The sequence below is a fragment of the Actinomadura decatromicini genome (assembly GCF_008121305.1).
Classification (GTDB): domain Bacteria; phylum Actinomycetota; class Actinomycetes; order Streptosporangiales; family Streptosporangiaceae; genus Spirillospora; species Spirillospora syzygii.
The window spans coordinates 447,402-469,306 of the sequence record NZ_VSRQ01000001.1; the positions used below are offsets into that span (position 1 = coordinate 447,402).

Consider the following 21,905-nt stretch of genomic DNA (forward strand, 5'->3'; position numbering starts at 1 on the left):
GGTCACTGCTCGACGTAGTCCTCGGACAGCACCCGGTACCCCGCGACCTCGGTGGGCAGCCGCAGCTCCCGCGCCTGGACCGAGGCGACCATGCTGCTCAGCATCCCGTTCATGGCCTCCGGCAGCGCGCCGGTGCCGTCGCCGAGCGCCGGGTCCGCCATGTAGGTCTGGACGGTCGACATCCGCCGCAGGATCGACTCGACGGCGTCGCCGAAGCCGAAGCTGATGACCCGGGGATGCCGCTCCCACTCGCGGTCGACCAGGGCGCGGTGCGGCTCCTCCCACGCGGACGGCGGACGGTCGGTCGGCGCGCCGTCGGTCAGCAGGAACACCACCGGGCGGACGACCCGGTAGCCCTGGTCCTGGAGCAGCGGGACGTCGATGTCGATCCGGTCGCGGAGCAGCTCGAACAGCGGCCCGAACCGCGTGCCGCCATGGCAGCGCAGCACCGGCATCTGCTTCATCCTCGTCAGCTCCGTCATCCTGACGACCACGGTCGGCGCCGTCGAGAACGTGACGATGGACAGGTGCACGAACTCGGCGACCCGCGGGTTCAGGTACAGCTCCTTGACGATCTTGGCGAGGGTCTCGTTCAGCAGGTCCTCGTGCTTCTGCATCGACTTGGAGATGTCCAGGGCGATGTAGGTCGGCATGCCCTTGCCGCGGCCGGACGCCGATTCGCTGGAGGTGGTCATGTCGTGTCCTCTCTCGTGGGGGCGGCCCGTCCGGCCCGTCAGGGCAGCAGCGCCGAGACGACCCCGCCCAGCAGGAGCAGGACGAGCGCGCCGAGACAGCAGATGATCAAGAAGGGGACGAGCCGCTCGACCCCGGTCCGCGCGGACGGGTCCCGCTCGAACGGGTCGTACTCGACCCGGGGCGGCGCGGGCGTCCGCGACCGCGCGGGCGCGGGCTTACGCGCGGGTGTCGAGGCGGCCGCAGGAGTGGGTGTCGAAGCGGGCGCCGAAGCGGGCGCGGGCGGCGGAGGGGTCGCCGGTGTCGGGGCGGCCGCCGGGGCGGGCACGGGCGGCGCCGCGGGCGCGGGCGCCGGGGCGGCCGGCTTGGCGGGCGCGGGCGGCGGGGCTCCGCGGGCGGTGGGCACCGGGCGCGTCGCCGCGGGTTCCGCCGGACGCGCGGCGGGCGGCTTCGCCGGACGCGACGCCGGGCGGGGGTCCAGCTCGGTCTCCAGCAGCTCCAGCAGCTCGCCGGAGCTCGGCCGCAGCTCCGGCGGGTCGTCGAGGGAGCAGCGCAGCGCCTCCCCGAACGTGCTCGCGCGCAGCGGGGCGTCCAGCGCGTCCAGGGCCGGGTGCGCGTCCTCGCCGCGGACGCCGGTCAGCACCCGCAGCACCGCCACCGCGACCTTGTACCGGTCGGTGCGGACGGTGAGGCGCTCCCCCTGCGGCACCGCCGGGTCGTTCCACGAGTTGCACTCGACCCAGGCCCGGGACGACAGGCCGCAGCTGTCCATGTCGATGAGGAAGACCCGGCCCGCGCCGCGCTCCCAGAACAGGTTCGCGTACGACCAGTCCCCGTAGACGACGTCGTGCCGTTCCAGCAGCGCGCCGACGCGCAGGACGCTCCGCGCCACGCTCCGGCGTTCCCGCCCGCCGGGGACGGCCAGTTCGCGGACCTTGTAGAACTCGTCGTCGGTCTGGACGAGCTGGTCCAGGTTCAGCGGGACGGACTCGGGCGGCCCGAACGGCGTCCGCACCGTGGTGAAGAACTCGGCGGGCGCCTTCGCGACGACGACCCCGACCGTCACGCCGTCCGACACGACGCGGCTCACCGGCCAGCACGTCGCCGCGTCCACCACGGCGAGGTCGGCGGGCGTCATCGCGCCGGGCAGCGCGATCAGCCGGTCCAGGACGTCGGGCGGTTCCTCGGGGAAGCCCGGCTTGTAGCGCTTCACGAGCCAGCCGGGATGGTCCGCGCTCTCGTACACGGCGGTCGACTGGCCGTTCTCGCCGGCGATCCGCGCGCCCGCCGCGGCCACCTCCGCCAGCTCCGTGACCGGCTCGAACGGCCGGTCCGACCAGGCCCTCACCGGTCGCACCAGATCACGACGGCGGTGCGGTCGTCGAGCAGGCCCCGGGCGTCGTAGCCGACGTCGGCGACGAACGACGCGATGTGCGGCGGGTCGCACCAGCGGTCGGCGAACCAGGGGGCGGCGCCGTCGGCGAAGCCGTCCCCGATCCCGTCCGTGGCGAGCGCCAGCACGGCGCCCTTCTCCAGGGTGAGCCGCGCGGTCCGCGCCCGATCGGGGTGGAAGGGGAGGAACTCCGTCAGGGCGTCGGCGTCCAGCCCGTGCTTCTCGTCGCCGACGAGCCGCGTCCAGCCGGTGTCCGCGCGCACCCAGGCGCCGACGTCGGCGAGCCAGGCGGCCCAGACGAGGCGGCGGCCGTCCGCGGCCGGCTCGACCGGGACGACCGCGGCGAGCGCGGCGGCCCGCACGTCGTTCTCGGTCACCTGCTGCTGCGCGGCCATCCCGGACATCTGCCGGGCGGCGTCGAGGAACAGGGCGGGGGCGTCCAGCGGCGCGCCGCGCGCGAGGTCGGCGCGCAGCCGCCCGATCAGCGCGGTGACCGCGACGTTCGCGCCGAGGTGCGAGCGGCTGCTGTCGGACATCCCGTCGGCGACCGCGACCAGCAGGTGCCGCCGGGCCTGGTCGCGGCCGAGCCGGTAGGCGTCCTGCCGGTGCTGGGCGGGCTCGGCGCACCGGTGCGCGGGCCCGACCAGCGAGGCCGCCCGGACGGTCAGCGCCCCGACCCGGACCGCGTCGGCGGCGATGCCGGAGATCGCGGGCTCGTCCGGCAGCCGCCACGGCTCGCCCGCCTGCCGGGCGCCCGCGCCGAGCGGGCGCGGGAAGTCCCACGCCGGCTCCGGCGGCCCGGCGGCGGCCGGGGCGGCGGCCCGGCGGCGGCGGTTCAGGATTCCCACGGCATCGGCTTCCACTCGTACACGCCGTCCTCGGCGCGCTGCCGCAGCTCCTCCGGCATGACGTCCTCTTCGTCGTCGTCGGCGGCGAGCGATCCCGCGATCGCCGGGGGCGGCGCGGGCGCCGCGCCCGTGGCGGGTGCGGGCGCCGGGAGCTGGGCGGTGCCGAACATGTCGGTCCGGCCGTCCGGCTGGAACACCCCCGCGATGGGGTCGAGGAGCCGCCGCAGCATCTCGTTGATCTCGGCGGGCTGCATGATGTTCTGCTCGACGGCCTTGTTGAACAGCTCGATGACCCGCTCTTCCTTGATCTCCTCGTGCTTGCGCATGTCGATGATCAGGTCGCCGACCCGGTTGCGGTCCTGCGCCAGGTACAGCAGGAACAGGTCGGAGCTGCTGCGCATGGACGTGCGGAGCGCGCCGACCTCCTCCTCGCTGAGCTGCCGCTCGACGCGGGCGTCGTCGATCCGCTCCAGCTTGGCGCGGCTGCGCTCGTCGGGTTCGGCGGTGACGTAGCAGCCGTGGACGGTGATGCCCTCCGGGTACTCGCGGAACCCGGCGGCCAGCTTGTCCCCGAGCGCGGTCTCCAGCTCGGAGATCTGGTCGATCCGGTAGCCGTGGCCGACCGACCGCACGGCGGCGAGCAGCCGGGACCGGACGAGCCTGGCACCGTCCACCAGGCCGCGCCGGACCACCCGGACCGGGTCGGTCACCGACCACTCGGCCTCCAGCGTCACGATGAACCGGGCCGTGTCCGTCCGGCTCGGGATCGTGGCCGTGAACGTGTCGGAGCGCAGGCCGACGTCGACCTCGAAACGCCACTCGTAGCGGGGCGCGCCTAGCGAGCCGAGCCAGCCGCGCGGTGTCGCGCTGAGCTGGACCGCCTGGCCGTCGCGGTCGGAGAACACGAAGGCGCGGCCGGGCATCGCGGTGGCGGGCGGCACGCCCCGGGCGGGCCGCCGGTCGACGATGAGCGGCCCGGACGGCTCGCGCGGAGCCGGGTCGGCCTCGGGCGGCCGCCAGGCCTGCGCGGCCGGGCCGTGCTGCCAGGCGGCCTGCGCTTGCTGGGCCGCCTGCGCCGCCTGCGCCGCAGCCGCTTGGGCGGCCTGCGCTTGCTGGGCGGCCTGCGCGGCCTGGGCGCGGCGGCGCTCGTCTGGGTCGTCGCCGGATTCGCCGGCGCGGGCGTCGTGGTCGGGCTTCTCGTCCACCAGGGTCACCTTCCGTTGAGGGCGGTCAGTACATCGGCGGAGCTCTTCGGAGCCGCCTCGGCCCAGCCGCGGGCCGCGAAGCGCAGGCGTCCCGTGGTCACCCCGTCCGTCGCGACGGCCCGCGTGAGGCGCACGAACGAGCGCCGGACGAGCGGCACGTCGTCGGCCGTGCACGCCCATTCGCGCAGCACGTCCTGGGCGGGCTCCTGGACGATCGAGTCGTTGAGCACCACCCGCCACAGCGCGGCGACGTCCCGCATCCGGGCGTCGTCCATCGCGGCGATGTGCAGCAGCCCCGGCCAGTCGAAGTCGTCGCCCGGCATCCGGCGGACGAGCTGCGCGGCGGCCATCAGGAAGGCGAGGCGCCCGGTGAGGCGGCGGTCCTCGTCCCGCCCCGACGTCCACTCCAGGAGCCGCGCGGGCGTGCGCTCGCGGTCCCACTCGGTCTCCCACAGCTCGGTCACCGACTCGCACACCGCCGCCGTGACCAGGAAGGAGTCGTCGCCGGTGTAGTCCTCCAGCCAGTCGAGCGCGGCGGCGGCGCCGCCGTCGGCGTACTCCACCTGCCAGGCGCGGGCGGCGGTCCCGCGCAGCCACGGCGTCTCGGCGGGCTCGCCCCAGCTGCGCAGCAGCTCCCGGACGGGCTCGCGCAGCGCGGGCCGCTGCGTCACCGTGGCGTGCAGCGCGGCGGCGGCGACCGTCCGGTGCCGGTGGTCCTCGGAGAACGCCATGGGCTCGATCACGAGGGCGCGGACGAGGTCGAACGCGCGGGCGGCGAGGAACCCGGTGGCGACGGCGGTCCGCGTCCGGACGCTCTCCAGCGGATGCTCGGCGCACCAGCGCAGCCACCCCAGCAGCCGGGGGCGCTGCTCGTCGAACTCCCGCCAGAAGTAGCCGAGCACCTTGCCCTGCGCGTACGGGTCGAGATAGCGGATCGCCTCGGACGGCGCGGTCGCCCCGAACCTCAGCCTGACCTTGGACGGGGCCGTCTCCGCGCCGAGCCTGCTCAGCCATTTCCGCCGGGTCGGCGTGAGCGGCGCGTCGAGCCTGCGGAGGGAGTCGGCGTGCGGGTCTCCCGTCTCCAGCTCGTTCTTCAGCTGCATCGCGGCGAGCGCGACCGTCTCGTAGGGCTCGCCGCTCAGCACGGCGGTGGCCACCGCCATGCATTGCAGGGACAGCGTCTCCAGGCTCTCGAACCACTGCGTGCGCTGCTCGTCGTCGCGCAGCCGCAGCGCCTGCTCGGCGGTGCGGGCGAGCGGGAGCGCCTGCCGGTGCGCGTTGAGCAGCTCCACCGCGACGGCCCGCGCGTGCCGGGGCGGGCCGTCCTGGCCGAGCTGCGCGTCGAGGAGGGCGGCCACGTCCGGTTCGGCGAGGACCACACCGGCGCGGGCGTCGCCCAGTTCGAGCGCGAGCAGGCCGCGCGCGATCTCCCGGCGGTCCTGGACGCGGCCGAGCCGCAGCACCAGCTCGACGGCGCGGTCGTCGGTGAGCGGCCGGGCCGCGTCCACGGTGATCACCAGCCGGGCCTTCGCGTCCTCCAGCAGCCCGGAGATCTTGTCGAGCGCGAACCCGGTGAGCGCGTCCGGGCGGGCCGGGTCGCGGTAGACGTAGCCCGCCCCCTCGGTCAGGTCGTCGGCCGTCAGCTCGTCCAGCCGGACGGACGGGTCCACCCCGAACAGCCTCCGCTCGTCGCCCGCGAGCAGGAGGCACAGCAGGCGGCGCGCCGCCGCGTACCGTCCGCTGCCCCGGTCGGCCTGGAGGATCACGATCCGGCGGTCGCGGGTCAACTGGAGCAGCTCGTCGAAGTCCTCGGGGGCGACGAAGGCGCGCTCGATCTCCTCGACGTCCCGGCGGCGCAGCGGCGCGATCCTGGCGCGCCGGCCGTCCGGCCCGCCGTAGTAGTGGTTGTGCTGGTCGCGGCCGATGGCCGTGCCGCCGGGGGCGTAGCCGGACAGCGCGTCCCGCTCGGTGCCGATCCGGTCCTGGATCGTGCCGCGCTGGCCCCGCTCGTTGAGGACGTGCGCGCGCGACTCCTCCTTCTCCTTCGGCTCCTCGGCCTTCGGCTCCCCGGCCTTCGGTTCCTCGACCTTGGCCTTGGGCTTGGGCTCTTCGGGCTTCGGGGCCTTGGCCTTGGGGTCCTTGGCTTTGGGCTCCTTGGCCTCGGGGGGTGCGGGCTGCTCGTTCACGGCCGGCCTCCGTAGTAGTTGTTCTGGTCGCGGCCGATGTACGTGTTTCCGCGGCTGTAGTCCTGGAAGGGGCTGTCAGGTCGCGAAGGCCCTCCCGGAGGGGCCTGCGGCTCGGGCTCCGGCGCCGGGCCGTCCGCCAGGCCGTCGGGGAAGTCGACGGTGTGCGGGTCGGGGCCGCCGGGGAACCAGATCCAGCCGTCCCCGTCGTCGCCGAGGCCGGGCAGCCGGACATGGCGCAGGTCGGCCGGGTCGAGGGACGTCATGCCCGCCTCGACCGAGCTGCGGTACACGAACGCGGACACGATGACGCCGAGGTCGGCGCCCGCCGCGTCCAGCGCGTCCCGCAGCGAGTCCGCCTCGCACAGCCGCTTCACGACCACGGGCGCGGTCCCGGTGTACCCGATGGCCGCCTCGGCGACGGGGCCGTGGTGGATCGCGAGCAGCATCCGGACCCGCGCCGCCGCGCTCACCAGCCGGTTGCGGGCGCGCAGCTCGGCGTTCAGCTCGCGGACGAACCGTCCCGCGAGGCCCTCGACCGCGACGTCCGGCGGCAGCACCATCAGCATCCCGTCGCCGCGGCCCGCCTCGCCCCACCGCTCCGGGTCCAGCCCGGCCCGGCCCGCCGCGTCGCGCAGGCAGCCGGCCAGGTTCCGCTGGAGCAGGCCCTGCGCGTTCTGCGGCGCGGACTCGTATCCCTTCAGGTCCGCGGCCATGACGGTGCGATAGCTCATGTGCCGTCCTTGCGGTCGGGGGCGACGACGGCGCTGTAGACGGTCGCGCCGAGCCCCGCCAGGTGCTGGTTGAGCGTGGACCGGTCGACGCCGAGCAGCCGGGCGACGGTCCCCCGCTCGTCCTCGTACGCGTCGGGGAACATCGTGATGACGTCCGCCACGGAGTGGTCGAGCTTGCGCTGCAGGTACCGCAGCTCCTCGCGGATCTGCGGCAGCGGCCTGGCCTCGTCGCCGAGCAGCTCCTCGACGCGGGACGCGAACTCGCCCACCGCGTCCTCCAGGAACATCAGCGTGCCGCGCGCCTGGAGGACGGGGCGGCTGACGATGTCCCCGAGCGCCGCGTGCCGGTCGCCGGGCGCGGCGAGCCGCGGCAGCGAGACGCCCTTCGCGTCGAAGTGGAAACGGCCCTTCCAGAACTCGTGCGTCCTGTCGTGCGCGTGCCCGATGAACTCCAGGGCCCGCGCGCAGAGCCGCTCGGCCTCCGCGAACCGCCGGCGCCGGTCGGGGTCGGTCCATGTCCTCGGCTCGGCCGCGTGCGGGTCGGCCTGGGCGGTCGCAACGAGGGCGGGCGGCGCGGCCGCGCCCAGCTCGCGCAGCTCCCGGCGCATCGCCATGACCGCCTCGTACAGCCCGGCATCGTCACCGGCCGGGACGTACGAGCGCAGGGTGGCGGTCAGCTCGTCGCGGAACCCGTCGCTGTTCCAGTGCAGGACGTGCGTGAACACGTCCTCGATCTCGTCCTTGAAGGCGGCGGCCAGCGGCCCCGCCATCACCAGGACGACCGTACGCGGATGCGCCGGGCGGCGCCCGGCGAGCGTCAGCCCCCGGTCGCGCAGCGCGGTCAGCTCCGAGTCCTCCACGACGGGGCCGCTGACCACCAGCGCGCATTCGGCGTCGCCCTGCCGGGAGCCGACCCGCAGGTCCGGCTCCCAGCGGCCCCGGCCGCCCCGCACGACGCGGTAGCCGAGCTCGGTGCACCAGCCGAACAGCCGGCTGCGGACGTGGTCCGGGGTGTCGGGCGCGCACAGCGCGCGGCTCGCCTCCTGGATCTGCCGGGGCCCGATGCGCCCGGTCCCGGCGGCCAGCCGGTGCGCGTGGTGGCAGAGCGTGATGGTGCGCCGCGGATGCCCCTCGGTGATCTTCCACAGCTCCTCCACGGCCTCGGCGGTGAAGGGGTGCGGGGCCTCGCCCGGGACGTCGTCCAAGCCCTGCGCGGCGGCGATGTAGGCGCGGATCTGGTCCCTGGTCAGCAGCGACGGGACGATCCGCGTCGTCACCCGCTGCCGGACGGACTCCGGCAGCGCCTCCCAGAAGTCGAGCAGGCCGCAGACCACGAGCAGCGTCCCCGCCTCGTTCGCCCAGCCGAGCAGCTCCATCAGCGTCGCGGCCGTCTCGGTGAGGCCGTCGCCGCCGGGCGGCCGCATCATGTGCAGCTCGTCCAGGACGAGCACCATCCGGCCGCCCGTCCGGCCGCAGAGCCGGGCCAGGGCGCGCAGCACCCCCAGGGCGCGCAGGTCGTCGTCGACCGGCGGCGACCGCACGCCCCGGTCGGCGAGCAGGACCGCGTCCTCGTCCGTCGACCGGCCGTCGCCGCAGAGCCAGCGCCACGCCGCCGCGCCCGCCGACCGGTGCCAGACGAGGCCGAGGACGGTCGCCAGCTCCTCGTCGCCCCCGGCGATCTCGGTGAGCCGCTCGTGCAGCGCCCACACCTCGTCGACCGAGAGCTCGTCGGACGCGGCGGGCGGCGCCGCGTCCGGGTCGTCCGCGGCGCCGCCGCGCAGGCCCGCGCACAGGTCCTCGACCATCCGCTCGACCGTGCCGAACAGCAGGACCCCTGCGGCGGCGTCGACCTGCCTGATCCGCCCGCCGGTGCCCGAGCCGGGCGGGGCGAGCAGCCGCCGGTGGACCGACAGCACGGTGTCCCGCGGCCGCGCCGAGGCGACCAGCACGATCGGCCGGGTCCCGGCGATGCGGACGACCTCGTCCATCAGCGTCCACGCCAGGTGGCTCTTGCCCGCGCCGTAGTCGCCGACGACCGCCGCGACCCGCCCGGAGTTGCGCAGGTCGCCGCCGACGTCCGGACGGGACGTGAGGAAGTCCAGCGCGAGCCGCCGCACGGCGCGGACCGCGTCGGTCTCGACGTGCACGACCGCGTCCACGCCGGTCAGGTGGATCTCGGGCACGCCGGGGAACGGGTTCCGGGACGCGGGACGCGGCTCGTCCATCGGCTGGGTCTCGTTCACGGCGCACCGATCCTGACTGCGGCGGCGAGGTAGTGGTGGAGCGCGATTCTGGCCGCCCGGGCCTCGATCGCCGTCGCGAACGCCTGGTGGCACAGCACGTTGAACCAGGTCAGGTTGTTCGGGCTGAGGCTCGCGCGCTGCCGCGCCAGCGCCCGCAGCAGGACGGCCGGGTCCAGGTCGAACAGCGCGCCGAGCGGCTCCGCGCCGCCGACGCGGGCGCGCAGGAACTCCATCAGCTCCAGGTCGCTGAACGGCTCCAAGGCGACGGGCGTCACGAGGTCCGCGTCGGGGGCGCGGGCGACGTGTTCGCGGACCTCCGTCCAGTCGTCCTCGACCCAGTACGGGTACTCGAACAGGTAGACGCTGGAGTTCGCCGCGCGGCCCGCCCGCGCGTAGCCGAGCGCCCGCGCGGCGATCGCGGCGGGACGCAGGCTCGGGTCCGGGCGCGGCAGCCGGACGACGAGCCGCCGCCCGCGCAGCGCCCGGCCCAGCTCGTCGTGGGCCGCGACCGGCTCGGCGGCCCGCACGGCGCGCAGCGCGGCCCGCAGCTCGTCCGGCAGCGGGTAGGCGTCGCGCATCAGGGCGAGGCAGTCCGCGGGGCCGGGCAGGCCGCCGGGCGTCCGGCCCGCGAGGTCGACGAGGAGGAGGCCCGCGTCCTGGTAGCGGTGCAGGCAGCGGTGGGCCAGCACGGACTTGCCGAGGTGCGGGCGGCCGCCGATGAGGACCACCCCGCCCGCGACGTCCGGCGGGTCGGGGCGGCCGGTGAAGGCGATGTAGCCGACGCGCTCCTCGGGTCCGGCGCAGTCCTCCGCGTGGAGGCCCAGGTTGGGCGGTCGCCGCGGGAACGGGTTGTCGACCAGCGGAACGTCGCTCCGGGGAGGTCCGGTCATGTCGCTCGACTCCCCAACCGCTCGGCCTCCGGCCACAGCAGGTCGAAGGTGACCTTCCGGCCGCCCTCCTTGATCGCGCCGGCGAAGATCCGGCGCATCATGCCGTGCACGCGCCGCGGGTCCATCGCGTCCCTCCCGAAGACGTACATCACCAGCTCGGGAACGCCCGCCTCGAAGGTGATCTCCGGGTGCGGCGACCGCCGCATGACGTCCTTGACGTAGTCCCACAGCTCGGCGGGGGCGACCGGGTCGACGACGCGGGTGTGCACGCTGACGTTCGTGTCGAGGTCCTCGCAGAGCCGGTCCCAGTCGGCGGGCCAGTCCCGCGCCCGGTACTCGTAGATGAACACGCTGTCGCTCATCTCGGCGGCGTTGGCGTACTGGCAGATCTCCCAGGCGACCTTGTCGTCGTTGACGTTCCGCATGGTGCAGGGCAACCGGACGACCATCCCCTTCCCCTCGTTGGACATGAGGGTGCGTAACCCGGTCGCCCATCCGCTGTTGTTGATCTGGGTGTCGGCCAGGTCGCCATCGTCCAGCGTGCGGAGGCTCGCCCGCAGCTTGAGCAGGACGTCCTGGCGGCGCGCCAGGCACTCCTCGTAGGGGCCGGCGCCCATCAGGTCGACCGACCGCAGACGCCGCGCGTGGTACTCGTGGAGCAGCCGGTGGCCGTAGACGGACTTGCCGTGCCCGGGGCTGCCGCCGACGAGGATCACGCTCCCCCGGACGTCGTCCACCGGCGGGACCTCGGGCGCGTTGGTGAACCGGAGGAAGGTCTCGGCGCTGTACTGGCAGGCCGCGCCGTCCCGGCAGTGGCCGATGCGGTCGAAGCCGCCGTCGAACGGATTCACGTCCGGCCCCCCGAGAGCATCCGTCCGCCGCGTACGGCCTTCACCAGCGCGGCCTCCAACCGGCGCAGCCCCTCCTCGGCGGGCGCCGCCTCGAACGGGCCCGCCATGACCGCCTTGTGGGCGGTCTCCAGGAGCCCTTGCAGGTTCCGCAGCTCCGCGCCCCGCCGACCGGCCCGGAGCAGCGCCGACAGCAGGTCGACGCGGCGGCCCTCCAGCCCGGTCACGTCCGCGGCCCGCTCCCTGGACCGCGCGACGCGGGCCGCCTGCGCCGCCTTCAGGTACTCGGCGGCGGCCGAGTTGAGCTGGTCGGTGAGCGTCTGCCTGCGGGCGGTGCGGGCGGTCGCCGCCGCGGTCGCGAACGTGAGGAACGCGCCGAGCAGCAGCGTGCACAGCGGGTTGGCGGCGACCTGTTTCCACAGCTCCGGCTTCGGCGGCGGGTCCTGCAGCGACTTGGCGCCGGTCACGGCGGCGAGCGGCCCGCACGCGCGGTCGAAGTCGGCGGGCGACGTGCGGCTCCACTCGTCGAGGGTGCGGGGCGCCGCCGGGCGTCCGTCCCTGAGCGGCAGGAACCTGGCGTCGGTGCTGCCCGGCGCGGCGATCCCGAGGCGGACCGCCGCCTGGACGAGCTCCGGCCGCTGCTTCGCCGAGAGGCAGTGCACCCGGCGCGCGTCGGCGCGCAGCGCGGCCCCCGGGTCCGCGCCGGCGTGCAGCGCCGCCCGCGCCCCGAGCAGGACGAGCACGGCGGCCACCCCGCCCACGCCGCCCAGGGCGAGCTTCATCCGGTGCCTCCGGAGCAGTTCGCGCATCGGCGTCAGGCCAGCGCCAGCAAGCCGACGATCACCAGGAGCACCGGCGCCAGCCAGGCGAGCGCCCCGACGGCCACGGGCCATTTCGTGCCGGGCCAGCGCAGCAGGGTCACCAGGACCGCGGGGGCGCCGGACCTGTTCCGCGGGACCTCGTGCCGCAGGCAGTGGTCGGCCAGCCAGTAGGCGCGGTCCGGTTCCAGCCGCGCCGCCAGCACGGCCAGCGCGTCGGCGACCACGGGGGGCGGGCCGCCGACGTGCCACGTCTTCAGCTGCAGCTCCAGCCGCTCGTCGTGACCGGACGCCGCGAAGACCGGCTGGAGCAGGTCGGCCATCCGCTCGGGCCCGGCGGCGAGGGGGCGCAGCTCGGCGGCGAACCAGCCGCGCCGCTCCAGGCCGTCCAGGACGCCGGGGACCTCGGCCGCGTCCAGCCGGGCGCCCGCCGCGGTGCGCGCCGCGATCCAGTTGACCGTCCGCAGGACGCCCCGCCGGTCCCGGGTCTGCGCCAGGCGCTTGTAGAGGTGGGACAGGTGCTTGTCGCCGGGCCGCGGGGCGGACCGCCGCTGCTGCTGCGCGGGTTTCGGCGGCGCGGCGGGAGGCGGGCCGGACGCCTGGGCCGCGGCGACCGCCGGGACGGCGTCGCCGACCGTGGCGGGCTCGGCGGCCGGGACGTGCTCGGCGGGCGTCCGCCGCGCGGCCCGCCCGCGCGTGTTGCCCACGGGTGGCCGGGAGTGGTGGTGCGGGGACAGGGCCGCGGCGATCTCGTGGCTGCACACGATCGCGTCGATCTTGTCCTCCAGCGTCCGGTGACCGCGCACCGCGTTCGCGACGAGCTGGAGGCACTGGTCGCCGTCCGCCGCGTAGATCTCGGCGAGCCGGTTCGCGGCCGCCTCCAGCGAGCCCTGCCCGCGGAGGGGCTGGTCGAGGTGGACGACCCTCGGCCCGTCCCCGATCGGCGGGCCGTCCGGCCCGCGTTCGCGGAACGCGAGCCAGATGTCGTCCCGCCCGTCGCTGGAACTCTGCGGCGCCTCGCAGGTGGAGAACGTGGGCCGCCAGTCGTGCAGGGCGTGGCCGCGCTCGCCCCGCAGCAGCGGATGGAGCAGCAGCCGCGAGGCCCACAGCAGGGCGAGGGCCCGGCTCCGCCACATCATCTGGCGGATGTCGTCGGCGGGCAGCACCACCGTCACCGGGCGGCCGGGGTTCGCGAGCACGGCCGCGAGCACCGGCGCGAGGTCGCGGGCGTGTTCGCGCGCCTGCGGCTCGACCTTCTCCCCGGGACGGACGCCCCCCTCCATCCGTGGCCAGGTCAGCTGGGGCAGCTGTCCGCGGCGCGTCTGGCCCGGCATCGGGTCGAACAGCGCGTCCGGATCGGACACCATGATCCGCATCGCGCGCTCCGCCGTCAGCAGCCTCTCCGGGGCGATCAGCGCCCGCGCCACCAGGTCCAGCCGGCCCGCCCCGGCGCCGTGCCGGACGTCCCCGTCGTAGAGGGGCAGCGCGTTCGGGTCGCGGCTGCGCAGCAGGAGCGCCGCCATCCCGTCCCGGTAGGTGAGGTACACGGCACTGGACTGGGCCTGCGCCGCCGCCGCGTTGCCGCGTCCCGAGACGCCCGCGTACTGCCTCAGCAGCCCGTTCCAGCGGTCGAACTCCGGGCCGGACCGTAACGACGTGGCGATCCCGGTCAGGTCGTCCAGGGGGTGCCAGCGGAACTCGATCTGGTCGATGGGTACCTCGGTCATCTCAGATTCCTATGTCCTTGGCCTCGGCGGACGTCAGCAGCCCGGTCATCGCCATGAGCGCGACCAGGGGCCGCAGGACGCGCTGGGGGCGGACCCCCCGTTCGACCGCGTCGGTGCCGGTCGCGGAGGCGACGTGCAGGGTCGCCCGGTCGCATTCCAGATAGGGGCGCGTCCACGCCTCCGCGTCCCGCTGGCGCATGTAGCCGAACACGTCGGCGCTCTCCTCCAGCACCTCGGCGGCGTCCAGGACGGCGGAGTCGCGGGCGAGCCAGTGCGCGATCGGATCGTCGAACTTGAACAGGTCGGCCTTGTTCAGGACGATCGCCGCGCTCACCCGGGGCAGCCGTCCGGAGGCCCGGAGCAGGCTGAGCACCGTGTTGAAGGACGGGTCACCGAGGCTGCCCGGCCCGAACCGGGTCGGATCCGCGACGAAGACCAGCCCGTCCGCGATGTCGAGGAAGCGCTTGGCGTCGCCGACGTTGCTCAGCTCGCTGCCCGCCACGTCGAACAGCGCCACCGCCCGCGGCCTGCCGCCGCCGGAGACGACGAACGCGTCCGCGAACGCGACCTCGCCCTCGCGGGTCGGCGTCAGCCACGTCGACTCGGTGAACAGCGGGCGGACCATGTCGCGCAGGAACGCCTGGTGCCGGTCCAGGTCCACCGGCTGCGCGGTGATGCCGTAGCCGCCGAGCTCGCCGCGTTCGATCGCGGCGACCATCGCGGCGACGAGATGCGTCTTCCCGGACGTGGTGCCGCCGATGAAGCCGTACACGGCGGGCGAGCCGTACTGCCCGTACCCGGCGGGCAGGTAGTGGGCGGTCATCGTGTCGCCCGGGTTGGGGCAGCGCACGGACGCCGTCCGCATCATGCGGGCGCGCTGCTCCCGGTTCGCGCCCTTCGGGACGTTCAGCTCGGTGTACTGGTTGAGCCCCCGGTCATAGGTGTAGAGCGGCAGCCCTCCCCAGTCGAGGCGGCCGAGGCAGATGGGGCAGGAGACCTGCTCGCCCTTCCCGGTCGTCGACGAGGGCGCGGACGCCCGGAACGTCCCGGTGGCGCTCGCCCGCGCCGGACCCCGGCCCTGGGGCGGGGGCGGGGCGGGTGCGGGCCCCGCGGACCCGGGCGGGGGTGCGGGCGCGGCGGACGGCGGGGCGGCCGCGATCAGCCGGTCGACGCGGGCGGCCATGGTGTCCAGCTCGTTCAGCCCCGCGCTGTTGCGCAGGTCGCGCAGCCCGTTGGTGCCGCCGGTCAGGTACTGGCGGACGATCGCGAGCGCCGCCGCGCGGGTGGACGGCTCGGCCGCCGGCAGCGGCATGCCCCGCCGGAACCGCAGGAACATCCCGGGCGGGTCGGCGGACCAGGGCCGCTCGTCGTTCGTCTCGAACGCGACGCGCCAGTCGTCCCAGTCGCGCAGGCCGGAGCCGAGCACGGTGCAGATGTCGTCGACCGCCCACAGCAGCGCCATGGTGTCGCCGGTGACCGGCGCCTCGATCGCGCCGGGGCCCGCGAGCACGCGGGACATCAGCGTGACGAGCGGCTTGCGCAGCGCCGGCGCCCGCGCCGCGTCGCTGAGGCCGGACCGGTAGGAGATCAGCGAGTTCGGGTTGACCATCGGGGCCCGGCCGGGCAGGTGCGCGGGCGCCCACGTCCAGTCGCGCAGCTCCAGCGCCAGCCGGGGCGTGAGCACCCCGGCGGCGCCGAACAGCAGGTGCGCGGTGGCGGTGCGCGCGTCGCCCGGCTGGACGCGCCTGATCAGCACCGCCTCGCCCGCGGCGGCCGTCCCGGCGGGGAACGCCGCGTAGAAGAAGCTGGGCTCGGCGACACCGCGGTCGCCGAGCCGCAGCCACGGCTCGACGACGTCGTGCCAGCGGCGCAGCTCGCCCGTGGACGACGGGTCGAGCGAGCTCGCCACCGGGCAGAGCCCGGCGTCGTCGAGGTCGCCGAGGCGGCCGGTCGTCCCCCACCGGTACAGGGTCTGGTGCAGCAGCGATGTGGTCACCGGGTCACCGTCCGAGGACTAGGTAGACGGCCAGCACGACCAGCGCCGCGACCCCGGCCCACAGCAGCCAGGAGCGGTCGCGGCGCGGCCGGGGCGCGGGCCGGGGCGCGGGCGGGGCGGGCGGGGGCGGCGGCTGTGGGTCCGGGGCGGTGTCCGGGTGCTTGCGCCGCCGCTGCGCGAAGAACTCGGCGCGGCCCCGGGCGAACGCCGGGTCGGCGGCGAGCGGGCGCGGCGGCGGGTCGGCCTCGCCCAGCCTGCGCAGCAGCGTCTGCGCGTCCGGGCGGCGCTCCGGCCGCTCGATGATCCCGGCGAGCAGCGTACCCAGCTCGGGCCGGGCGTCGAGCTTGGCCGTGTCGTCGAGGTCCTCGCCGGTGACCACGTAGAAGATCAGCCGCCCGGCCGCCCAGAGGTCGTCGTTCGGGCCGACCTCGCCGCGGACCCAGCCGGGCGGGGTGTCGGGGCGCTGCTCCGGCGCCTGCCACGGCATCGCGCCGACGACGGTGCGCGGCGCGCCGATCAGCGCGGCCTGGGAGAAGTCGGTGATCTGGACGTCGTCGCCGTCCCACCGGACGGTGTCCGGGCTGAGGCCGCGGTGCGAGATCCCGGCGGCGCCGAGCAGCCGCACCGCGCGCAGCAGGCGCACCTGGAAGCGGCGCCGCTGCTCGGTCGGCAGGGTCCCGGCGAGCGTCCCGACCTCGACGCCCCGCAGCGGCTCCAGCAGCGCGAACGGCGCCGCCGTGTCGGCCTCGTACCCGACGAGGCGGGTCACCGCCCGCGGATAGGGGCGGCCGTCGCAGAGCCGGGCGAGCCGCAGGCCCGCGAGGATCTCCCCGTCGAGTCGCCGGTAGCCCTCCGCGAGCCCGCCGGCGCCGCGGTCGACGGGCCGGACGCAGCGGACCGCGACCGTCCGGTCGGGCAGCTCCAGGTTCAGCCGGACGGTCTCCAGCGGCGGCCGCAGCGGCGGCTCCTCCTGGTCGGCCTCGACGGCCTTCGCCTCCACCCGCGCGCCGTGCGCGTCGCGGTAGCTCAGCCTGACGTTCACGCCGCGCCTCCGTTCTGCTCGTCCTCGGTCCAGGTCCACTCGACGACCCGGGCGTGCAGCGGGACGAGGCGGAGCACCCCGCAGTGCGCCGACGACGGCACGAGGACGGTCCCGGGCGGGAACCCGGCGCCGTCGCCGTGCGGCTGCGGCCCGAACCGGACGGCGTGCGTCCGCGACGCGGGGTCGAGCAGCCCGAGGTCGGCGGGCGCGCACAGCTGCCACATCTCCCCGGCCGGGTCGTAGGCGACCTGCTCGGCGAGGAACGCGAGGTCCTCCCGGGCGGGAGGCGCCACGGGAGGGGCGTCGGCGGCGAACTTGAGCTCGTCGACCGGGAGGCCCTGCTCCACCTTGCTCTCCCATTCGTCGATGTAGAGGGCGGCCTCCTTGCGGGCGAGCCGCCCGGCCTCGCCGTCGGGCACGTCGTGCCGCACGGGCCCGAGCGCCTCCACCGCGAGGGCGATGAGCAGGGAGTGGACGCCCTCGCTGTAGGGGGCGAGCGACCTGGACGGCCCCGGCAGCTCCTCCTTCTCCAGCTCGCGGGACCGCTCCTCCAGCTCGGCCCGCACGCCGCCGAGGCCCTGCCGCAGCAGGCTCAGCTCGTCGACCTCGTCGAGCCGCCGGTTGAGCCGGGCCCAGCCGGTGACCGTCCGGCCGAGCAGGTGCTGCATGTCCTGCACGGCCCGCTCGGCGACGTCGAGCCCGGCGTCGTCCGCCCAGCGCAGCGCCCGGCTCCGCCAGGACTGCGCGATGACGGCCAGCCCGCCGGCGACGGCGGCGAACACCGCGGCGGCCCAGGCGCCGGCGGGCAGCGCGAGGGCCTCGCCGCCGAGGCCGCCGCCGATCCCGCCGCCGAGCGCGGCGAGCGCGTTGGCCCCCTGCCTGCTGGAGTGGTCCTCCAGCCGGCCGCCGGGGGCGCGGATCACGGTCAGCGCGACCAGCGCCGCCCACAGCAGCGCCATGACGAGGCCGCCGCCGACGCCGACCGGGGACAGCCCCGCGAGCGCGGCGCAGCACGCGCCGACCGGGGCCAGCCAGGGCTGCGGCGGCGGCATCGGCAGCGGGTTGCGCAGCCGGTGCGGCAGCGCGTCGGGGCAGCTCTCGGCGAGCCGCCGGGCGGGGGCGTCGCCGCCCTCCAGGCCCGCGGCCCAGGCGCGCAGCTCCTGGTCGAGGCGGACCAGCGAGGTGCCCTTGCCGAGGCCCTCGCGCAGCCAGCCGCGCAGCGTCCGGCGGAACGGCTCGGCCTCCAGCCGCTCCAGCTGCGGGGGCCGGACGCCGTGCGCGGCGATCGCGGCCCGCCGGTCGTCGGTGATCCGGCCGTCGCCGGGCACCGCCTGGAAGAGGGAGGCGAGCCGGTCCCGCAGCTCGCCGAGGCGGTCGCCCGCGACCCGCACCGGCACGTCGGCCGGGAGCTTGCGGACCAGCGCGCCGACCCCGGCCAGCTCGACGGCCGCCTCCTGCGCCTCCTCCAGGGCCCGCCCGGCGTCGTCGAAGGCGCGCTGCAGGGGGCCGCCCGGCACCAGGCGGACCGGGACGCGCCCGGCCGCGCGGTCGTCGTCGTGGGCGGGCGGCGCGGGCGCCGCCGGGTCCAGCAGCCGCCTGATCGCCGCGCGCAGCGCCCGCAGGAAGTCCTCCTGCCCGGTGCCGGCCGCCCCGGCGATGTGCAGCCCGGGCACGGCCGCGCCGAACGGCACGTCGCCGAGCAGCCGGTGGGTGCGCTCGAACACGGCGGGCAGCCGCAGCAGGTCCGACAGCCGGCCGAGGCCGTCGCCGTCCCGGCCGTCGCGGCGGCGGGCGCGGGCGCCGGGGCTGAGCGGCCAGTCCACCCCGGTCTCCTCGATCACCCACAGGGTCCGCTGCCGGATGTTGCCGGGCAGCCGCAGCCCGCCGTCCCCGGCGGCGCCGCCCGGCGCGGGCTGCCGTCCGACGACCAGGCACAGCAGCTGCGTCACCTGCCGGGACGCGTCCAGCGCCTCGAACGCGGCGCGGTGCCCCGCCACCGCGGCGGCGGTGTCCTCGACCAGCAGGAGGCCGAGGTCCTGCGGCGTGTGCAGCAGCTCGGTCACCCGGGACACGGCCTCCTCCGGGTCGCAGCCCTTGAGGTCCAGCCGGACGACGCGCGAGCTCACCGGTCCTCCTCCGGCTTCTGCAGGGCGGGCTTCTCCAGGCCACGGAGGTTGGCGCGGACCGCGGACACGTCGGTGAACTCGGCGTCCAGCGCGGCCGGGTACGTGCGCGCCCAGAAGTCGCGCAGCTGTTTCGCGCGGGCCCGGCTGGACGAGTGCAGCTCGTCGAGCATCTGGTCGATGCGGCGGAGCTGCCCCTCCGCCATCTCCCGCAGCACCAGGTACAGGTCGCCGGGCGGCTTCGGCATGCTGCCGACGCCGTCCGGGGCCTCCTGCATGAGCTGCGCGCAGAAGTCGCGGCGGATGCCCGCGTTGTCGGCGAACGTCCACAGCTCGTACGCCTGGAGCAGGCTCCCCCAGGACGAGGCGTGCTCCAGCGGCGTCAGCTCCAGCGTCATCGACACCCCGCCCGACAGCCGGACCGACACGCTGATCGGCGAGGCGGGGTCGCCGTCGACGGTGACCTTGTCGTTCCACATGGCGCACAGGAGCCGGTGCAGGATCTGGACGCGGTGCTCCTCGTGGGTGGCGAGGTAGCCGAAGTCGTAGCCGAGCCGCTGCCGCCATTTCAGGTAGTCCTGCCGCTGTGGCCGGTCGATCGCGTCGGACCAGGTGCGCAGGACGTCGCGGACCTCGCGGACGTCGGTGATGCCCATGGACGAGCGGAACAGCACGACCGCGATCGACTCGGCCGTGGTGTGGGTGAAGTCGTAGACGATGTCGGGCCCGGCGGGAAGGTTGATCGCCTCGCGCAGGTACTGCTCGATGCCCGGGTCGTCCGCGCCCGCCGGGTAGGACACCAGCACCTTCAACCGGCCGGTGCCCTGCGGGCTGAAGTTCGCGGGCACGAGCCCGGCGAGCTTGCTGTTGAACTCCTCCAGCTCCGTCTCGCCGAACTCGGCGGGCGACTGCCCGGCGGCCTGCGCGACCAGGTCGTGCAGCGTCGGCAGCAGCGGCGCCCGGCCCTGCTCCTGCATCCGGAAGTAGGTCTTCACCTGCGCCTTCACCCGCTCGCGCAGCTCGCCGACGGCGGCCTCGGGCGTCGTCTCCCAGGCCGTGCGGTAGGACTCGCGCCAGCCGTCCGCGCCGATCAGCACGTTGATCAGGTCGGCGTCGGTCGCGCTCGGCTGGAGGCGCCCGTTGCCGACCAGGTCGTCGGTGATCCGGCGGACGACGCGGATGTAGAACTGCTCCAGGTCGCCGCCGGGCGGCAGCAGGTAGGACACCCCCACCCGCGACTTGGACAGGTCGGCGGCGCGGTCCCGGAACCGGTCGCGGTCCTGCCCGGCGTGCTCGGTCAGCGCCCGCGTCATCGCCCGCAGCACCGCCTCCACCTGGTCAAGCGGCTTGCGCCAGCGCGGCGCGAGCTGCGACCACGGCTCGGTCCACTGCACGTTGGTCCGCCACCGGTACCACTGGTCCTGGCGCTGCCGCGCCTCCACCGGTTCGGGATCGGCCCACTTCACCTTGACCATGCCGAGCGACCGGTCGCGCAGCGTCGGCAGCGGCGGCGGGTTCGGCCCGAGCCCCTCCGGCGCGGGCGGCTCGACCCGGCGGCGCTGCATCAGCCCGGCCGCGCCGCCGCGCTCCAGCTCGTCGGCCGACTCGGCGTTGCCGAACAGCACCCGGGTCAGCCGGAACGGATCGGTCTTGGCGAGCATGCGCGGGACGGCGTCGCGCGGGTCGAACGCACCGACCCGCTCGGGCACCTCCCGGTCCAGCCGCGACCGCAGCCGGGTCAGCGCGGCGCGCATCGTCTCGGCCCGGTCGTTCAGCGCGGCGGTGACGTCCTTGGCGCCGTTGGCGGGCTCGGGTTCGGCGTGGTCCTGCGCGGGACGGGTGAGGATCTCGGAGATGTTGGCGACGGTGAAGAACTCCTGGATCAGGGCCCGGTTGGACTCCACCCCCGGCAGCGCCGCGCGCAGGTCGTCCACCCCGGCCCGCAGCAGCCGTCCCGCGACCAGATCGGCCAGCTCGTCGACGGGCACCGTCAGCGACGCCACCAGCGCGGTCGACACCCCCCGGTTCCCGATCCCGTTCTCGGCCGGGATCTGCCGGTCCACCGCGGCGTTGATGAAGCTGTCGGCGAACGACTGGTGCTGCTCGCCGTCGGAGGTCGCCCGCTGGTCCAGCTCGGTGCCCAGCAGCGACAGCATCAGCGACACCACCGACCGCCGCAGGTCCCCCGGCTCGGCGCCCACCGGCCGGCAGAACAGGAACCCCGTCTGCGCCGTGCCCGGCCGCAACGCGATCCGGCCGTCCACCGGGTAGTGCACCGCGACCTCGTCCGGGTCGATCACCGCGCGGGCGGTGTGCCCGCGCAGGTCCCGCTGCGCCCCGCCGCCGTTCTGCTGGTCCACCAGCCGGAACAGGTCCAGCAGCGCGCGGCCCGCGTTCAGCTGCGCCGGGCGCCCGCCGCCCAGCCCGTCCACGAACGCCGACGGCATCAGCACCAGCGGGTAGATCTTGGGCCGCAGATCGGTCCGCTCGAACAGCTCGCCGATCAGGTGCAGGTAGTCGTAGAAGATCCCGGCGCCCGTCCCGCCCGCCACCGAGAACGCGACGAACACGTCCACCGCGTTCTTGTTCGTCGCCTTCCCGCCCAGCTTGTACAGATCGGTCGCCGCCTGCGGCCCCGACAACCCGCCGATCGCCGCGTTCAGATCGTTGATCGCGTGACCGATCCCGTTCCGGAACGTCTCGAACAACGCCGCCCGCCCGATCGTGGGCAGCTGACCCGCACCGCGCTGCAGCGGCGTCACCCGCGGCTCGCCCTGCTCGGGCGGCAGCCACGACGCCGTCTCCCGCCCCGCCGTCAACCGCAGGTTCCGCGCCACCTCCGGATAGGTGTCCACCTGCGGCACCAGACCCCGGACGTAATGCGCCGTCCGCTGCACCGCCGGCACATGCTGCGCACCCGGCACCACACTGCCCGGCAACCGATCCAGATCGGCCTGATTGACATCGGCGTACACGAACTGCACGCACTCGGGCAGCTGATAAGGCAGCGCGTCCTCGCGAAGCCGCTGGAACGAGGTCCCGTCCGGCCCGCAGAACTCCTCCCGCAGCCGGCGCTCCAGCTCCGCCCCGATCAGGCAGCCGGTGCCGCCGAGCCCCACGAACAGAACTGGCTGATAAAGCTTCATTGGGTCTTCTTTCTGG

General features: G+C 75.5%; 15 protein-coding genes. All 15 read right to left on the reverse strand.

Features of this window, described 5'->3' with window-relative positions; translation table 11 throughout:
* Positions 1–2: 2 nt before the first annotated feature.
* From FXF68_RS01730 to FXF68_RS01800, 15 genes are read right to left on the reverse strand one after another with little or no spacing between them, the layout of a single operon-like run.
* Positions 3–695, reverse strand: coding sequence for a vWA domain-containing protein (locus FXF68_RS01730; RefSeq protein WP_148348864.1), 693 nt, complete (start codon positions 693–695; stop codon positions 3–5).
* 38 nt (positions 696–733) lie between these two features.
* Complete coding sequence (locus FXF68_RS01735) at positions 734–2,041, reverse strand: hypothetical protein (protein ID WP_148757059.1); 1,308 nt, start codon at positions 2,039–2,041, stop codon at positions 734–736.
* On the reverse strand, positions 2,038–2,934 hold the full coding sequence (locus FXF68_RS01740; RefSeq protein WP_148757061.1) for a protein phosphatase 2C domain-containing protein: 897 nt from the start codon (positions 2,932–2,934) through the stop codon (positions 2,038–2,040). Before FXF68_RS01740 ends, FXF68_RS01735 begins: the two co-directional genes overlap by 4 nt.
* Positions 2,922–4,139 carry a hypothetical protein gene (locus FXF68_RS01745; protein ID WP_148757062.1) on the reverse strand — a complete coding sequence of 406 codons (1,218 nt, stop codon included), beginning with the start codon at positions 4,137–4,139 and terminating at the stop codon, positions 2,922–2,924. Before FXF68_RS01745 ends, FXF68_RS01740 begins: the two co-directional genes overlap by 13 nt.
* 5 nt (positions 4,140–4,144) lie before the next feature.
* On the reverse strand, positions 4,145–6,325 hold the full coding sequence (locus FXF68_RS42005) for a hypothetical protein (protein ID WP_187437797.1): 2,181 nt from the start codon (positions 6,323–6,325) through the stop codon (positions 4,145–4,147).
* Positions 6,322–7,056 (reverse strand): nucleotidyl cyclase domain-containing protein, encoded by a 735-nt coding sequence (locus FXF68_RS01755; protein ID WP_148757063.1) that lies wholly within the window; start codon positions 7,054–7,056, stop codon positions 6,322–6,324. The genes FXF68_RS42005 and FXF68_RS01755 overlap by 4 nt, the downstream gene beginning before the upstream one ends.
* Positions 7,053–9,299: a hypothetical protein gene (locus tag FXF68_RS01760; RefSeq protein WP_148757065.1), complete on the reverse strand. Its 2,247-nt coding sequence runs from the start codon at positions 9,297–9,299 to the stop codon at positions 7,053–7,055. The genes FXF68_RS01755 and FXF68_RS01760 overlap by 4 nt, the downstream gene beginning before the upstream one ends.
* The gene (locus FXF68_RS01765; protein ID WP_148757067.1) at positions 9,296–10,189 is read right to left on the reverse strand and encodes a hypothetical protein; all 894 of its coding nucleotides are present in this window, start codon (positions 10,187–10,189) and stop codon (positions 9,296–9,298) included. The genes FXF68_RS01760 and FXF68_RS01765 overlap by 4 nt, the downstream gene beginning before the upstream one ends.
* Complete coding sequence (locus FXF68_RS01770; RefSeq protein WP_148757069.1) at positions 10,186–11,040, reverse strand: hypothetical protein; 855 nt, start codon at positions 11,038–11,040, stop codon at positions 10,186–10,188. The genes FXF68_RS01765 and FXF68_RS01770 overlap by 4 nt, the downstream gene beginning before the upstream one ends.
* Positions 11,037–11,819 carry a hypothetical protein gene (locus FXF68_RS01775; protein ID WP_187437659.1) on the reverse strand — a complete coding sequence of 261 codons (783 nt, stop codon included), beginning with the start codon at positions 11,817–11,819 and terminating at the stop codon, positions 11,037–11,039. The genes FXF68_RS01770 and FXF68_RS01775 overlap by 4 nt, the downstream gene beginning before the upstream one ends.
* Positions 11,820–11,851: 32 nt before the next feature.
* Positions 11,852–13,582, reverse strand: a complete 1,731-nt coding sequence (locus FXF68_RS01780) for a hypothetical protein (RefSeq protein WP_148757073.1) — start codon at positions 13,580–13,582, stop codon at positions 11,852–11,854.
* Between the two features lies 1 nt (position 13,583).
* Entirely contained in the window at positions 13,584–15,578 is a 1,995-nt protein-coding gene (locus FXF68_RS01785; protein ID WP_148757075.1) for a hypothetical protein, read from the reverse strand.
* A gap of 4 nt (positions 15,579–15,582) precedes the next feature.
* The gene (locus tag FXF68_RS01790; protein ID WP_148757076.1) at positions 15,583–16,620 is read right to left on the reverse strand and encodes a protein kinase family protein; all 1,038 of its coding nucleotides are present in this window, start codon (positions 16,618–16,620) and stop codon (positions 15,583–15,585) included.
* Positions 16,617–18,746 (reverse strand): hypothetical protein, encoded by a 2,130-nt coding sequence (locus FXF68_RS01795; protein WP_148757078.1) that lies wholly within the window; start codon positions 18,744–18,746, stop codon positions 16,617–16,619. The genes FXF68_RS01790 and FXF68_RS01795 overlap by 4 nt, the downstream gene beginning before the upstream one ends.
* Positions 18,743–21,889: a tubulin-like doman-containing protein gene (locus FXF68_RS01800; RefSeq protein ID WP_148757080.1), complete on the reverse strand. Its 3,147-nt coding sequence runs from the start codon at positions 21,887–21,889 to the stop codon at positions 18,743–18,745. The genes FXF68_RS01795 and FXF68_RS01800 overlap by 4 nt, the downstream gene beginning before the upstream one ends.
* Positions 21,890–21,905 lie beyond the last annotated feature (16 nt).

What these genes read in the sequence shown, in the direction of transcription:
- FXF68_RS01730 (WP_148348864.1), bottom strand. Translation starts at nt 695, where the DNA reads ATGACCACCTCCAGCGAATCGGCGTCCGGCCGCGGCAAGGGCATGCCG.
- FXF68_RS01755 (WP_148757063.1), bottom strand. Translation starts at nt 7,056, where the DNA reads ATGAGCTATCGCACCGTCATGGCCGCGGACCTGAAGGGATACGAGTCC.
- FXF68_RS01765 (WP_148757067.1), bottom strand. Translation starts at nt 10,189, where the DNA reads ATGACCGGACCTCCCCGGAGCGACGTTCCGCTGGTCGACAACCCGTTC.
- FXF68_RS01775 (WP_187437659.1), bottom strand. Translation starts at nt 11,819, where the DNA reads ATGAAGCTCGCCCTGGGCGGCGTGGGCGGGGTGGCCGCCGTGCTCGTC.
- FXF68_RS01780 (WP_148757073.1), bottom strand. Translation starts at nt 13,582, where the DNA reads ATGACCGAGGTACCCATCGACCAGATCGAGTTCCGCTGGCACCCCCTG.
- FXF68_RS01800 (WP_148757080.1), bottom strand. Translation starts at nt 21,889, where the DNA reads ATGAAGCTTTATCAGCCAGTTCTGTTCGTGGGGCTCGGCGGCACCGGC.